Raw genomic sequence first — 14,841 nt, 5'->3', positions numbered from 1 at the left:
GTTTATGAAAAGTATTAAATATATAATTTGCGTTACACTTTTACTAAGTTCTTGTTGGCTTTTTGGTCAACAAGATCCACAGTATTCTCAATATAACTACAATATGAATGTTATAAACCCAGCATACGCAGGGTCTAAAGGTGTTTTAAGTATTGGAGTTTTAGGAAGGTCGCAATGGGTTGGTTTAGAAGGTGCCCCAAGAACATTAACCCTTTCTGTAAATTCTCCTGTAGGAAAATCTGTAGGTTTAGGACTTTCCTTAATTGCCGACAGAGTTGGTCCAGTTGTAGAAACTAACTTGTTTGGAGATTTTTCTTACACTATTACAACCTCAGAAAACAGTAGATTGGCTTTTGGTATAAAAGCAGGTTTAACATCTTTACAAGTAAGAAATTTATCATCAAATAGCTCAAACGATCCTTTAAATGTTCCAGTTGATAAAACTGCTCCAAATTTTGGTGCTGGAGCATATTATTATACAGATAAATTTTATGCAGGTTTTTCAATTCCTAACTTTTTAAAAACAAGATATTTAGAAAAATCTGGAGGAATCGTTTCTACAGCTTCAGAAAAAATGCACTTTTTCTTAACTTCTGGTTATGTTTTCGATTTGTATGATAATTTAAAATTCAAACCTTCAACTTTAATTAGAGGAGTAAAAGGTGCACCAGTTTCTGTAGATATTTCTGCAAATCTTCTATGGCAAGAAAAGTTTGAATTTGGACTTTCTTACAGGTTCGATAAATCATTCTCTGGCGTAGTTGGTTTCTTATTAAATGATAACATGAGAATAGGATATTCTTACGACCAAAGTATTTCAAATTTTGGAAATTTTAATTTTGGTTCTCACGAAATAATGCTTTTGATAGATTTTAATCGACAAAAATTAAAAAGCCCAAGATTCTTTTAAAAACGAATTATGAAAAAACTAATCATATTATCTTTTCTTTTCTCTTACGCATTTATTTGTGGTCAAAATGAAAATTATAGTATCACAAATTTAGATGTTAATAAAAAATTTCAAGATTTTGGTGTTGCCTATTTTGGAGACTCTACTGCAATTTTCTCTTCCGCAGGTAAAACTGTTTTTATGAAACGAGTTTGGTCTGGCAATCATGAGCCATTTTTGAGCCTATTTCAAGGAACTTTAACAACAGACGGACAAATTGTAAACGTGAAACCTTTTGGTGGAGAAATAGATACAAAATACCACGAATCTAATCTGGTTTTTACAAAAGATAAAAAAACAGTTTATTTTTCTAGAAATAACTACAATCATAAAAAATATAAAACAAATAAAAACGGTGTTAATTTAATTCAGCTTTATAAGGCAGAAATTAACGAAAAAGGAGTTTGGACGAATGTGGTAAAATTACCTTTTAATAGTGACGAGTTTAACACTGGACATCCAGCTTTAAATTCGGATGAAACTGAATTGTATTTTATTTCTGATATGCCAGGGTCTTATGGAGAAACAGATATTTATAAAGTTTCAATTAATGCTGATGGAGGTTATGGAACTCCAATAAATTTAGGAAATTCGATAAATACATCTAAAAAAGAAATGTTTCCGTTTTTAGATGAAAACAACGTGCTTTACTTTTCTTCTGATGGATATACAAATTCCAAAGGAAAACTTGATGTTTATGTATCAAAACTCAATAGAAAAGGAGAGTTTTATACGCCTATAAACCTAGGTTTTCCAATAAATAGCATTGCTGATGATTTTGCTTTTGTAAAGCAAAGAGGAAAGAATACAGGTCATTTTTCATCCAATAGAATTAATGGAAAAGGAAATGATGATATTTATGCTTTTAAAGAATTAAAAGCACCATATTTTGATTGTTCAGAAACTATTGAAGGAGTTGTTATAAGCTCTAAAAACAACAAAATTTTGCCAGCAACAAATGTTGTTTTGTATCATAATAACAAAGAATTGGCAAGTATGTTAACAGATAAAGAAGGACGTTACAAATTTTCCGTACAATGTAAATCGAACTATAAAATTGTTGCTTCTAAAAAATATTTCGATGAAAAACGTATTGAAATTGCTACAGAAAATGATGGAGTTTTAGAAGTTGATTTAGCTTTAAATCCTGAAAAAAACGATCATTTTATTAGGGTTAAAGATGCAGTAATGTTAAACATTGCCCCAATTTATTTCGATTTAGGAAAAGCAACCATAAAACCAGTTTCAGAAAAAGAACTAGAAACCGTTGTTGCCATTATGAATAAATTTCCAGAAATAATTATTCAAATTAGAGCTCATACTGATAGTAGAGGAAATGACGATTTTAACTTTAAATTATCAGAGAAAAGGGCAAATGCTACAATGAACTGGATTGTTAATAAAGGAATTCATAAAGACAGAATTTTAGCAGTTGGTTTTGGAGAAGAACAATTGGTTAATGATTGTAAAAACGGTGTAAAGTGTTCTGAAAAAGAACATGCAAACAATAGAAGAACAGAGTTTGTAATATTAAATCCTGTTGTAATTGGGCATTAAAAAACCACTTATTTCTAAGTGGTTTTACTATAGATTTTTTAATAATTAGCTTTTTCCTTTTACCAAACCTAAAGCTAGAGCAACAACTCCAATTGCAATTGTTATGTAAGCGTTTGTGTTGTCTTGTGCTTCTACTAAATCTAAATCTCCAATAGAAACTTGTGCTTCTGGTTGAATCATCGTATAAATACCGTATGCAATTAAAATAATTCCAGCAATTAATAATACTGTTTTGATTGTCTTGTTCATAATTTTATTTTTTAAAAAGTTAAAGTTGATTCCAAAACAAAATTAAAGCAAAAGTGTAAGTTTAATTAACTTGTTCAAAACAAAAGTTAACTGCATCACTTACAAATCAAAACCAATTTTTACGTTTAGTTTGTTAGCAATTATTTTTGCAATACGTTGTTTTACTTCAGGTATTTTTACGCTTTCTAAAACAGTATTTGCAAAAGCAAACATTAACAAAGCTTTTCCTTCTTTTTTAGGAATACCACGTTGTTGCATGTAAAACAAAGCATTATCATCTAACTGACCAATGGTACAACCGTGAGAACATTTAACATCATCAGCAAAAATTTCAAGTTGAGGTTTTGCATTAATTGTTGCTTTGTCACTAATTAAAATGTTGTTGTTTTGCTGATAAGCATTCGTTTTTTGAGCCTCTTTTTCAACAATTACCTTTCCGTTAAAAACACCTGTTGAACGTTCATTATAAATTCCTTTATAATCTTGATGAGATTCACAATTAGGTTCTATATGATGCACCAAAGTGTGATGATCTACATGTTGTTTTCCTTCAATAATTGTAATTCCTTTTAAAATAGAATCTATGTGTTCTCCTTTTTGATAAAAGTTTAAGTTGTTTCTGGTAATATTTCCTCCAAAAGAAAAAGTATGTACAGAAACCACACTATTAGATTTTTGTTCTATATAAGAATTGTCAACTAAAGAAGCATTTAAATCATCATTTTGAATTTTATAAATATCTACAGTGGCATCTTTTGCTGCAAAAACTTCTGTAACTAAATTTGTTAAAGCTGGGTTAGAAGTTAAACTTTGATGACGTTCTATAATTTGAACATGTGCGTTTTGCTCTACAACAATTAGGTTTCTTGGTTGTAGCATTGTTGCAGCTTCAGAACCTGTTGTAAAGTTAATAATTTGAATAGGTTTTTCTACTTCAACATTTTTAGGAATATAAATGTAAGCTCCTTCATTTGCAAAAGCAGTATTTAAAGAAGTTAAATTGTCTTTTTGCGCTACTTTGTTAAAATAGTTTTCAATTACTGCTTTGTATTTTGGTTTTGATAATGCTGATGACATTAAGCAAACATCAATAGTATCATGCGTAGTTTGTGATAAAAAAGAGCTGTATTTTCCATCAATAAACACTAATTTGTAAGCGTCTATATCATGTATAAAGTATTTTTTTACATCCGCTAATTCAACTGCATTTTCATTTTTAGGAAATAAACTATAATCTTGCTTTAAAACGGAGTTTAAAGAAGTGTATTTCCAAGCTTCTAGTTTTTTGGTTGGAAAACCTAAGCTTTCAAAGTTTTTAAATGCTTCTGAACGAATTTCGTGAACATCAGAATTGATATCTTTATCATTTTCAAAAGCTACGTATTGTGATAATATTTTATCTTTTAATTCCATTTTTCTATAAGTTTCAGGTTTAAAGTTTCTTTTGTTGCAAGTTGTTGCTTATTTAAACTTATTTCCTTTAAAATCTTTTTTATTTAAATAGCTAATAAAACTTGCTATTTTTCTACTCAAGCTTTCACACTTAGTAATTAATTGTTTTAATTGTTCTTCAGAAATATATTCTGAATCAAAAAGTCTATACGATTGTGAACGTGTTTCGCCAGCAGAACCTTTTGCTATTGATAAATATTGTCTAAACTCTAAATTTCCATCTCTTTCAAAACCTTCAGCAATATTGTCCATAATTGAACCCGATGAAGCTTTTATTTGATCTTTAAAGCGATAATCATTTTTTAACTCTGTGTTTTTAGATATAAAAATAACTAGCTGAGATAATTTTCTAGCAAGTTGCCATATTTCTAAATCTTCAAACCTTTTAATAGTAGCCAAAACTTGAAACTTGAAACAATAGAAACAATTTTTAAACTAACTCTTGCTTAATCCAATCATACCCTTTTGCTTCTAATTCTAAAGCCAAAGAAGCATCACCAGTTTTTACAATTTTACCATCATGTAAAACGTGTACAAAATCTGGTACGATATAATCTAACAAACGTTGGTAGTGTGTAATTACAATTACAGCGTTGTCTTTTGATTTTAATTTATTTACTCCGTTTGCAACAATACGCAAAGCATCAATATCTAAACCAGAATCTGTTTCATCTAAAATGGCTAATTTTGGTTCTAACATTGCCATTTGAAAGATTTCGTTACGCTTTTTTTCTCCTCCAGAAAAACCTTCGTTTAAAGAACGAGATAAAAATTTACGATCTATTTCTAATAATTCAGATTTCTCACGAATCATTTTTAACATGTCTTTTGCAGGCATGTCTTCTAAACCTTTTGCTTTACGAGTTTCGTTAATAGCGGTTTTTATAAAGTTGGTTACAGAAACTCCAGGAATTTCTACAGGATATTGAAAAGATAAAAATACACCATTATGTGCTCTTTCCTCAGGAGCTAATTCGCTAATATCTTCACCATTTAATTCAATAGATCCGTTTGTAACTTCGTACTCTTCTTTACCAGCAATAATATTTGCCAAAGTACTTTTTCCTGCACCATTTGGACCCATAATTGCGTGTACCTCACCAGCTTTTACTTCTAAATTTAATCCTTTTAAGATTGTTTTATTTTCTATGGTTGCTTGTAAATTTTCTATTTTTAACATCTTCTTTAGCGATTTACTATTGCTTATTAGCGTTTAATATTTTTTCTAATTTTTGATAATCTTTTGGTGAATGCTGTATAATAACTTCTGCATTTTTTTCTTTTGCAAAAGCTTCGAACTTATTCATGCTTTCTAAGGTTTGAGCTACATCGTAATTGAATGAAGGAACTCCTTTATTTGTTCTGTTTTCTTCAAAATGATACAAATCACCTGTTAACAAAATTGGTTTTTCAGAATTTGCAACTTCAACATATAAAACTTGATGACCAATGGTATGCCCAGGCATGTATTTTATTACGACTGTTCCATCACCAAAAACATCATAATCACCATTTATTTTTTTGATGTTTTTTAATACTGAAAGAGCAGTGTTTTTTTGTTGTAACGTATCAGAAAGATTTGCATTAAATTCATTTTCTTGAATTAATAGTGTTGCATCTTTCATATAATTTGCATGTCCTGTATGATCAAAATGTGAATGAGACATTGCGAAATATTTAAAATCTTCAATTTTAAAACCTATTGATTTTAGTTGATTTACTAAAGAATCTGGTCTTTGAATTCTGTAAACTCCACTTGGTTCGTCATAAGGTTCTGGCATTACTAATTGCTCTGGTAAACCTGCATCCCACATTAAGTTTCCTTTTGGGTGTTCAATTACATAATAAGCATCAGTAAATTGCTTTTGCTGACCTGTATACGTTGTGTCTTGAGAAAAAACTTCTAATTTTTTTACTAAAATTGAACCACCTATTAATTGATGTAATTTTACTTCTGGTTTAGCAGTTTCTTCTACTTTTTTTTCTGAATTTTTACAACTTACAATACTAATTGCAAATAATAAGAAAAGTATTTTTTTCATTTTAATTGAATTTTATCCTACAGAACCTTCTAAAGAAATTTCCAATAATTTTTGAGCTTCTACAGCAAACTCCATTGGTAATTTGTTCAACACTTCTTTACTAAATCCGTTTACGATTAATGCGATTGCTTTCTCAGTATCAATTCCACGTTGGTTACAATAAAACAGTTGGTCTTCACCAATTTTACTGGTTGTTGCTTCGTGTTCTATTTGTGCCGATTTGTTTTTTGCTTCAATGTATGGAAATGTGTGTGCACCACATTCATTTCCCATCAATAAAGAATCACATTGAGAAAAATTACGTGCATTTTCTGCTCTTGCATTTATTTGTACTAATCCTCTGTATGAGTTTTGCGATTTTCCTGCAGAAATACCTTTAGAAATAATAGTTGACTTGGTATTTTTACCTAAGTGAATCATTTTTGTTCCAGTATCTGCTTGCTGATGGTTGTTGGTTACAGCAATTGAGTAAAATTCACCTACTGAATTGTTTCCTTTTAAGATACAAGAAGGATATTTCCATGTTACAGCAGAACCAGTTTCTACTTGTGTCCAAGAAATTTTTGCATCGTTTTCACACAAACCTCTTTTGGTTACAAAGTTGTAAACACCACCTTTTCCTTCTTTATTTCCAGGATACCAGTTTTGTACGGTAGAATATTTGATTTCTGCATCGTCCATAGCAATTAACTCTACCACAGCTGCATGTAGTTGATTTTCATCTCGCATTGGAGCTGTACAACCTTCTAAGTAAGAAACGAAACTCCCTTTGTCTGCAACTACTAAAGTTCTTTCAAACTGTCCTGTTCCACCTTCGTTAATTCTAAAATAAGTTGATAATTCCATTGGACATTTTACACCTTTTGGAATGTAACAGAAAGATCCGTCAGAAAAAACAGCTGAATTTAATGCTGCGTAAAAATTGTCTGTTGTTGGTACAACAGTTCCTAAATATTTACGAACCAATTCTGGGTGTTCTTGAATTGCTTCAGAAATTGGCATAAAAATAATACCTTTTTCACCTAATGTTTTCTTGAAAGTTGTTGCAACAGAAACTGAATCCATTACAATATCTACAGCAACATTTGCTAATTTTTTTTGTTCGTCTATAGAAATTCCTAAACGTTTAAAAGTATCTAATAATTCAGGATCTACTTCGTCTAACGAATTTAATTTTGGTTTCTTTTTTGGAGCAGAATAGTAGGCAATATCTTGAAATTTTGGTTTTTCATAATGTACGTTTGCCCATTCTGGTTCTTCCATTTTTTCCCAAACTCTGTATGCTTCTATACGCCATTCAGTCATCCACTCTGGTTCGTTTTTCTTTTTAGAAATTGCACGAACAACATCTTCATTTAAACCTACTGGAAATGTATCACTTTCTATATCTGTATAAAAACCGTATTTATATTCTTGGGTTTTTAGTTCTTGTTCTAAATCTTCTTCTGTATACTTCATGGTTCAAGGTTCTTTGTTTAAAGTTCAAAGTTGTGGGACGTTAGCTACTTTACTTTCATCTTTAACTCTTGTATTTACTTCCTTTAAAATCACTTTTTTGTAAATAACTGATAAAACCACCAATCATTTTACTTAATTTAAGTGCTTGTTCTTTTAATTTGTTAAAATCCTTTTCATTAATATAATTTCTATCAAAAACTCTATATAATTGAGATCTTGTTTCTCCACAGGATGCTTTTGCAATTGATAAAAATTGAATAAACTCTTTATTTTCATTTCTTTCAAATCCTTCAGTAATATTATCCATAACTGAACCTGAAGAACCGTCTATTTGACTATATAGTTTGTAATCTTTTCTCAATTCAGTATTATTAGCTACAAAATTAATATCGTTGCAAAGAGCTCTGGAAAGTTTCCAAATTTCTAAATCTTCGAATATTTTAACAGAAGCCATAACCCGGAATTTTAAATCTTAAATTTTGAACCTATTTACAAACTGAAACTCTCACCACAACCACAAGTTCTGTTGGCATTTGGATTATTAAAAACGAAACCTTTTCCATTTAAACCTCCAGAATACTCTAAGGTAGTTCCAACTAAATACAAAAAGCTTTTTTTATCAACAATGATTTTTACATCATTTTCTTCGAAAACTTTATCGTTTTCTTCTTGTTTGTTATCAAAAGTTAAATCGTAAGATAAACCTGAACAACCACCACTTTTTACGCCTACTCTAACATAGTCTTTAGATGCGTCAAAGCCATCGTCAGTCATTAGTTCAATGACTTTCTTTTTTGCTGTGTCTGAAACTTTTATCATAATTTTAAATAGATTAAATCTAAATTGGGTACAAATATACAATATATGTCGCAGAAAAACACACAACTTTCATTATGAAACACAATGTAGCAATTGGTTTTATTGATTATTTATTAAAGTTTGTATTATTAATAAATGCTTCATCGGAAAGTGATAGTAAAAAGGCTTTTAAATCGGCTTTATCTTTGGATGATAAATTTACGCCTCCTTGATTTACTTTTTTCATTAAAGGATCTATTGTTGAAGATTTTTGAAGTCCTTCAGAATAATGATTGATAACTTCATCTAAGGTTGCAAACCTGCCATCATGCATATAAGGTGCAGTAAATTTTAAGTTTCTTATGGATGGTGATTTGAATTTTCCATTATCGTTAGGATCTCCAGTAACTTTTCCTAAACCTAAATCTGTGAAAGTGGCATCTAAACCGTTGTTGTGAAACTTGTTATCTGTCCAAAGTGGGTTGTTGTTACTTCCATGACAATGAAAACAATCGCCTTTTGTTTCATCCATAAAAATGTTGAATCCGTTTTGTTCTTCTGGCGTTAACGTTGCAGTTCCTAAAAGATATTTATCGAATTTGGAATTTGCAGAAATGATGGTTCTTTCGAATTGTGCGATTGCTTTCGTTACCAAAACAGAATCGATTGTTGAAGTGCCGAAAGCACGTAAAAACAAGTCTGGATATTCTGAGTTTTCTTGCAGTTTTTTAGTAATAATTTTCCAGTCGGCATGCATTTCAATGGGGTTAGAAACTGGCTCAAAAGCTTGTTTTTCTAAACTAAAATCTTTTCCATCCCAAGTAAAACGCTCATCGAAATTCCACGCTAAGTTGAATAATGGCATAGAGTTTCTGGTTCCGAAATTGCCATCTATTCCATCACTAAAACGTGTTTCGTCTGTAAATGCTTTTTTAGGATTGTGACAAGAAGCACAAGATTGTGTATTATCGCCAGAAAGTGTTTTATCAAAAAACAATTTCTTTCCTAAGGCAACTCCTTCTTCGGTTAATGGATTGTTGATGGGAATTATGGGAGCAATTAATTTATCGGCAAATAAGGAAGGAATTTCTAAATTATAAGGAATTGGTGTATAGATTTCTTCTTCTTTTGATGTGCAATGCATCAAAAATAAAAAGGAGAGAAGAAAAATAGATTTTAATTTCATTTTGTAAATACCTTTTGATTACATTCAAGGTAACATTTAATTTATTGACTAACTTCTCCCAAAGAAAAAACTGATTTTCCGTTTGCGCTCATCATTTTTTGAGCTTCGAAATTGCCCATTAAATTGGTGTCTAATTCGTTTAAATTCCACAAATTCGGATTTTTAAACCATTCTGCAATATTTACCTTAACTTCAATTTCGGTATTGCCTTTAATTTGCACTTTTCCAAGATTTACTTCAAAAGAAGTGTCTTCGAATTTTAAATTTGCAGGATCTGTTCTATCAACTGCTCTAATTACATGGTAATTGTAACCAGTTTCTTGGTTGTTATTGTTTATATATTTTCCATCTAACTGCATAAAATGATAACCTCCACCCAACATTGCAGGAACATCGAAACTCACAGAATTTAATAATTGGTACTCGCCATCTAAATTGTCTTGGTTAGAAAATCCAAAATGAAAAGTAAGGTCGTAAGTACCATCTTTTACATCTAAAATACTAATTTCTGTTCCAGAATTTTCTCCCACATTTACTAAAACATAATTATTAAAACCTGTTAAATTGATGTTTGAAACCAAATAACGCAATCTTTCGATGCTGATTTTTTCGCCATTTTCAGTTGTAAATTTGAGCTCGTTAAAATCTAAATTCGTTAATGGAACTCCATTCCAATTATGGGTAAATTTTAAATTAATAAAAGGCGGATTTTCACAACAATCGATTTCTTTACAACTATTAAAAGTCATTAAAATTACAATTAATAGAAAACTAAATTTTTTCATTTTTTTATTTAATTTGAATAATTAACGCATCTGTAAATCCTTTATTTTCAGGAATATCAAAATCGGCACTACTGCTTTCTCCAACAGCAATAATTGATTTGTTATTTAGCTCTACTGCGTCGTATAAAAAATCTATTTTAGCACCTCCAATAGTTTGTTTCCAAAGCACTTTTCCTTCAGAATTAATTTTTAAAACGAGGGCATCATTTTCGCCATTATTTGAAAAACCATTGTTTAAACTTCTTGAGCTTCCAGCAATAACAAAACTATTGTCTTGTGTTTTAGATATAGATCTTGCAACATCAAAACTGCTTCCACCAATGGTTTTTTCCCATATTAAATTTCCTTCTTTAGAAAATTTTATAATCCAAACATCTGCTGCTCCAGCATTTGTAGCAACATCATTGTTTGAACTTCTAGTATCGCCAACGACTATAAAATTACCATCATTTGTTGTTGAAATTGCTCTTGCTTCGTCAATTTCTGTACCACCAAAACTTTTTTCCCAAAGTAGGTTTCCTGTATTTGAAATTTTGATTAACCAAAAATCGTAAGTTCCTTTATTGTTGGAAATATTAAAATCGTTACTATCTGATGAGCCTGCAATTATAAAATCGTTTTCTTCTGTTTCTAAAACACCTAGAGGAATGTCTGTAAAGGAACCTCCAAAATATTTACTCCACTCTAAATTTCCAGAAGTATCTGTTTTTATGGCCCAATAATCACCACCAGCATGTTTTATTTCGTTTCTTTTTGAGTTTCCTTGTCCGCCAGAAGCTGTAATATCTAAAGTACCTATAAGTAAAAATCCACCATTTTTAGTTTCTAAAAGTGTTGTGCCATAATCTGCACCCGAAAAACCATATGTTTTTTCCCAAAGTAGGTTTCCTGTATTTGAAATTTTAATTAGCCAAAAATCTTGTGAACCAGCATTTACAGAAACATTTAAATCGGAACTTCTAGTATATCCTAAAATGGCAAAATTACCGTCAGAAGTTTGAATAATATCTGCAGCCCTATCGTCATTAGAACCACCAAAATTGTTTTGCCATTCTACTATATTTTCTGAAGAAAATTTAGCGACCCAAAAATTGAAAGATTCATTTGTTTTGTTGGTAATATCACCATTGTTACTTTGTGTAAAACCAGCAGCAACATAACCTCCATCTGATGTTTTTTCAACGGAATAAAAAGTGTCATTTTTACTGCCTCCAAAAGTGTTTACAATTGTTGAGGTATTGTTTTGTTGCGTATTTGTATTTATATAAATACCATCTGAATTTGAGCAACTTAATATAAAAAAACAACTAAAAATGAGCCAATAATTTTTCATTAAAAAATTATGTTTTGCTTTTTCTAATAACAAATAAACCACGATTTATGTCGCTTACAATTATATTTCCACTTGGTAAATAAGGGTACACATTCCAAGCGCCATTAAAAGCGGTATTGTCATTTTCTGGATAAGTGTCAAAAAAACCAATTTCTGTAAAATTTTTATTTTCAATATTAGTAATATCAATAATTCTTACACCTGCAGTATAATTTGCTTGAAAAAACAGATTTCCTTTTACATAGCCATTATGATCTATTGCTGCAGTTTTTCCTAAATATTCGAAGTGTAATATAGGATTGTCTAGATCTGTAAAATCAAAAATAATGGTTCGTGTATTTACTCCTTTATCTCTTTCATCAAGTTCATCACCTACAATAAAATATTTAAAATCTTCAGTAAACCAACCTTGATGTGTGTATCCTATGTTTGAATATGAAATTGCAGAAATTTTGGTTGGATTAGTTTTGTCTGTAACATCTATAATTACAACTTCATTTTCGTTACTGCCTATTAAAATTTCTTTATCTGTATAATCTTTATCTGGACCTTTGTATGTTACTACTTGGGCATCATGAGAGTATGCGCTTTCTTGGTAACCACCAGCAGAAACAACGTTAAAGGGATTTGTTAAATCCATAAAATGTGGTCCTCCAGAAAAAGACTGTGTTCCAACAGCGTAAGCAAATCCGCTTTCTTCATTAATTACAATATTGTGTGCACTACCAAAACCAACATATTCTCTATCTTGAGTAAATTCTACTGGAGGATTTGTAACGTCTCTTAATCTGTTTAAATTAAAAATCTGTACACCATGATTTTTGGCTTCACTAACAATATAAGCAACATCATTATATACTTTAACATCTCTCCACGAACTGTTTTCTGTTCTTGTTTTTAAAAAACCTACGATAATTGCATTTGCTGGATCTGTAATATCTATAAAAGAAACACCTTTATTAGTACACATTAGTGCATATTCATTATTTGTGACAGGATCTACCCAACCCCAACTATCATTACCTTCTGTATTATCTCCAGCGATTTCTTCTAAAGAAATATATGTAAGTAAATCGTAATTATTACATGGAAACTCGCCTGCAAATCCATTTTCACATTTAGCTATGGGGTTTATAATTAGTTGATTAGGTGCATTAAAAACATCTTTTTTAGTGCAGCTAAAGGCTACCAAAATTAAAAGAAAGCAAATTTTTCTCATCATTTTTATTTTTATAGGGAATAAATTCTTTACTTAAATAACGAAATTATTATTAATTAGTATTTAAAACTTGTTAGAAGCACAATGCAAAAAAAACAAGTTAACCTTCTAGCTATCAAAAATAAACATATTAATGTAAATTATTTGAACAACTTTGTTAAAGTAATTCTGTATTCTTTTTTATTGTATTTATCTTTGCAAAATGTTAGAAGATAAAAATCCACAAAAAACATCGTTAGCTGAACTTGGTGAGTTTGGTTTAATAAATCATATTACAAAATATTTTAAAGTTGAAAATACATCTACAATAAAAGCTGTTGGAGATGACGCAGCTGTTTTAGATGCATCAGAAAAACAAACATTGGTTACAACAGATTTGTTGATAGAAGGTGTACATTTCGATTTAAGTTATATGCCACTAAAACATTTGGGTTATAAAGCTGTAATGGTAAATTTAAGTGATGTATATGCAATGAATGCTGTTGCTGAACAAATTACAGTTTCCATTGCTGTTTCTAATAGGTTTCCTTTGGAAGCAATTGAAGAATTATATGCAGGAATTCAGTTGGCTTGTAATACTTATAAAGTTGATTTAATTGGCGGTGATACTACCTCATCAACAAAAGGAATTTTAATTTCTGTAACTGCTATTGGAAAAGCAAATAAAGAAGATGTTGTTTATAGAAACACTGCTAAAGAAACAGATTTAATTGTGGTTTCTGGTGATTTAGGTGCAGCTTATTTAGGTTTACAAGTGTTGGAAAGAGAGAAGCAGGTTTTTAAAGTAAACCCTCAAAATCAGCCGGATTTAGATAATTACACCTATTTAATAGAAAGACAACTAAAGCCAGAAGCAAGAAAAGATATTGCAGGAATTTTAAAAGAATTAGAGGTAAAACCAACCTCTATGATCGATATTTCTGACGGACTTTCATCTGAGCTTTTTCATATTTGTACACAAAGTAAAGTAGGTTGTAAAATTTATGAAGATAAATTGCCTTTAGATCCTCAAGTAATTTCTGCTTGCGAAGAATTTGAATTAGATTCTACTATGGTAGCTTTAAGTGGAGGTGAAGATTATGAATTGCTATTTACTGTGCCAATTTCTAATTTTGACAAGATAAAAGGCAATCCTAACTTTTCGATTATTGGACATATCACAGAAGAAAACCAAGGTTTACAATTAATTACCAGAGCCAACCAGGAAATAGAACTGAAAGCTCAGGGTTGGAATGGGTTACAGAATGAATAAAAAAATATAAAATTGATTTTAAAAAAACCGAAAATTTTTAGTTTTCGGTTTTTTTATTGTTCGTTTAACGGTTTTGTATATGGCTCGTAGCGTGCAAATTATCAATATTTCTTCGGTTTAGCACGAGCCGAATTTTTTATTTTCTTATTACCTTATTTTATCAATAAGCCAGATTTAAAAATTTGGAGGTCTTGCAAATAAGCCTTAACTTCAACTAAGCAACTAAGCAACTAAGCAACTAAGCAACTAATTAGCTATGAGATATATACGGCTTAAGTTTGTCTTTTAATAAATTTGACAAATAATCAGAAAGAATAAAAGAGAGAATTAAGGTTAGTATACACGGTGAAGCTTAGACTTCGACAACATTGATAATCCTCTCTCTTTTCTACTTTACATCACGTTCAGTTCTGTGAGACTTTAGATCTCGATTTCAAGTTGTTGTGAGTTCAAGTAGTTTATTCTTTCCTAAATCATTTCATATGAATAAATATAATGAAACTTTTGGAATTGACATTAGTAAGGCTGTTTTTGATTGTTATGGCTCTATTCAAGGTCATT

At 30.3% G+C, this 14,841-nt stretch carries 15 protein-coding genes; 3 read left to right on the top strand and 12 right to left on the bottom strand.

Going from position 1 to position 14,841, the window contains the following annotated elements; genetic code table 11:
• The first annotated feature begins 4 nt into the window (after window positions 1-4).
• A complete protein-coding gene (locus tag FDT66_RS06140) occupies window positions 5-910 on the top strand; it encodes a PorP/SprF family type IX secretion system membrane protein (protein ID WP_138535289.1) in 906 nt (301 codons plus the stop codon).
• Window positions 911-919: 9 nt separating this feature from the next.
• Window positions 920-2,506, top strand: a complete 1,587-nt coding sequence (locus FDT66_RS06135) for an OmpA family protein (protein WP_138535288.1) — start codon at window positions 920-922, stop codon at window positions 2,504-2,506.
• Window positions 2,507-2,551: 45 nt separating this feature from the next.
• Here FDT66_RS06135 and FDT66_RS06130 read toward each other — a convergent pair whose 3' ends face one another.
• From FDT66_RS06130 to FDT66_RS06075, 12 genes are all read right to left on the bottom strand, one after another.
• Window positions 2,552-2,755 (bottom strand): hypothetical protein, encoded by a 204-nt coding sequence (locus FDT66_RS06130; protein ID WP_138535287.1) that lies wholly within the window; start codon window positions 2,753-2,755, stop codon window positions 2,552-2,554.
• Window positions 2,756-2,854: 99 nt separating this feature from the next.
• Window positions 2,855-4,168, bottom strand: a complete 1,314-nt coding sequence (gene sufD / locus FDT66_RS06125; protein ID WP_138535286.1) for a Fe-S cluster assembly protein SufD — start codon at window positions 4,166-4,168, stop codon at window positions 2,855-2,857.
• A 48-nt stretch (window positions 4,169-4,216) separates the two neighbouring features.
• Entirely contained in the window at window positions 4,217-4,606 is a 390-nt protein-coding gene (locus FDT66_RS06120; RefSeq protein ID WP_138535285.1) for a four helix bundle protein, read from the bottom strand.
• Between the two features lie 31 nt (window positions 4,607-4,637).
• Window positions 4,638-5,387, bottom strand: coding sequence for a Fe-S cluster assembly ATPase SufC (gene sufC / locus FDT66_RS06115; RefSeq protein ID WP_138535284.1), 750 nt, complete (start codon window positions 5,385-5,387; stop codon window positions 4,638-4,640).
• Window positions 5,388-5,403: 16 nt separating this feature from the next.
• Window positions 5,404-6,249 carry an N-acyl homoserine lactonase family protein gene (locus FDT66_RS06110; RefSeq protein WP_138535283.1) on the bottom strand — a complete coding sequence of 282 codons (846 nt, stop codon included), beginning with the start codon at window positions 6,247-6,249 and terminating at the stop codon, window positions 5,404-5,406.
• 12 nt (window positions 6,250-6,261) lie between these two features.
• Window positions 6,262-7,707 (bottom strand): Fe-S cluster assembly protein SufB, encoded by a 1,446-nt coding sequence (gene sufB, locus FDT66_RS06105; RefSeq protein ID WP_138535282.1) that lies wholly within the window; start codon window positions 7,705-7,707, stop codon window positions 6,262-6,264.
• A gap of 61 nt (window positions 7,708-7,768) precedes the next feature.
• On the bottom strand, window positions 7,769-8,161 hold the full coding sequence (locus tag FDT66_RS06100) for a four helix bundle protein (RefSeq protein WP_138535281.1): 393 nt from the start codon (window positions 8,159-8,161) through the stop codon (window positions 7,769-7,771).
• A gap of 35 nt (window positions 8,162-8,196) precedes the next feature.
• Window positions 8,197-8,526 (bottom strand): HesB/IscA family protein, encoded by a 330-nt coding sequence (locus tag FDT66_RS06095; protein WP_138535280.1) that lies wholly within the window; start codon window positions 8,524-8,526, stop codon window positions 8,197-8,199.
• A 106-nt stretch (window positions 8,527-8,632) separates the two neighbouring features.
• On the bottom strand, window positions 8,633-9,649 hold the full coding sequence (locus FDT66_RS06090) for a cytochrome-c peroxidase (RefSeq protein ID WP_138535646.1): 1,017 nt from the start codon (window positions 9,647-9,649) through the stop codon (window positions 8,633-8,635).
• An 83-nt stretch (window positions 9,650-9,732) separates the two neighbouring features.
• Window positions 9,733-10,476, bottom strand: a complete 744-nt coding sequence (locus FDT66_RS06085; RefSeq protein ID WP_138535279.1) for an MbnP family protein — start codon at window positions 10,474-10,476, stop codon at window positions 9,733-9,735.
• 4 nt (window positions 10,477-10,480) lie between these two features.
• Window positions 10,481-11,809, bottom strand: coding sequence for a hypothetical protein (locus FDT66_RS06080; protein ID WP_138535278.1), 1,329 nt, complete (start codon window positions 11,807-11,809; stop codon window positions 10,481-10,483).
• Between the two features lie 7 nt (window positions 11,810-11,816).
• Complete coding sequence (locus tag FDT66_RS06075; protein WP_138535277.1) at window positions 11,817-13,031, bottom strand: choice-of-anchor B family protein; 1,215 nt, start codon at window positions 13,029-13,031, stop codon at window positions 11,817-11,819.
• A 199-nt stretch (window positions 13,032-13,230) separates the two neighbouring features.
• Here FDT66_RS06075 and thiL point away from each other — a divergent pair, with 199 nt between their 5' ends.
• Window positions 13,231-14,280, top strand: coding sequence for a thiamine-phosphate kinase (gene thiL, locus FDT66_RS06070; RefSeq protein ID WP_138535276.1), 1,050 nt, complete (start codon window positions 13,231-13,233; stop codon window positions 14,278-14,280).
• Window positions 14,281-14,841: the final 561 nt, after the last annotated feature.

This window comes from Polaribacter aestuariivivens (assembly GCF_005885675.1).
In the GTDB taxonomy this organism is placed as follows: Bacteria; Bacteroidota; Bacteroidia; order Flavobacteriales; family Flavobacteriaceae; genus Polaribacter; species Polaribacter aestuariivivens.
The sequence above is the reverse complement of the archived record's forward strand: the minus strand, read 5'-3'. Positions and strand labels throughout refer to the sequence as shown.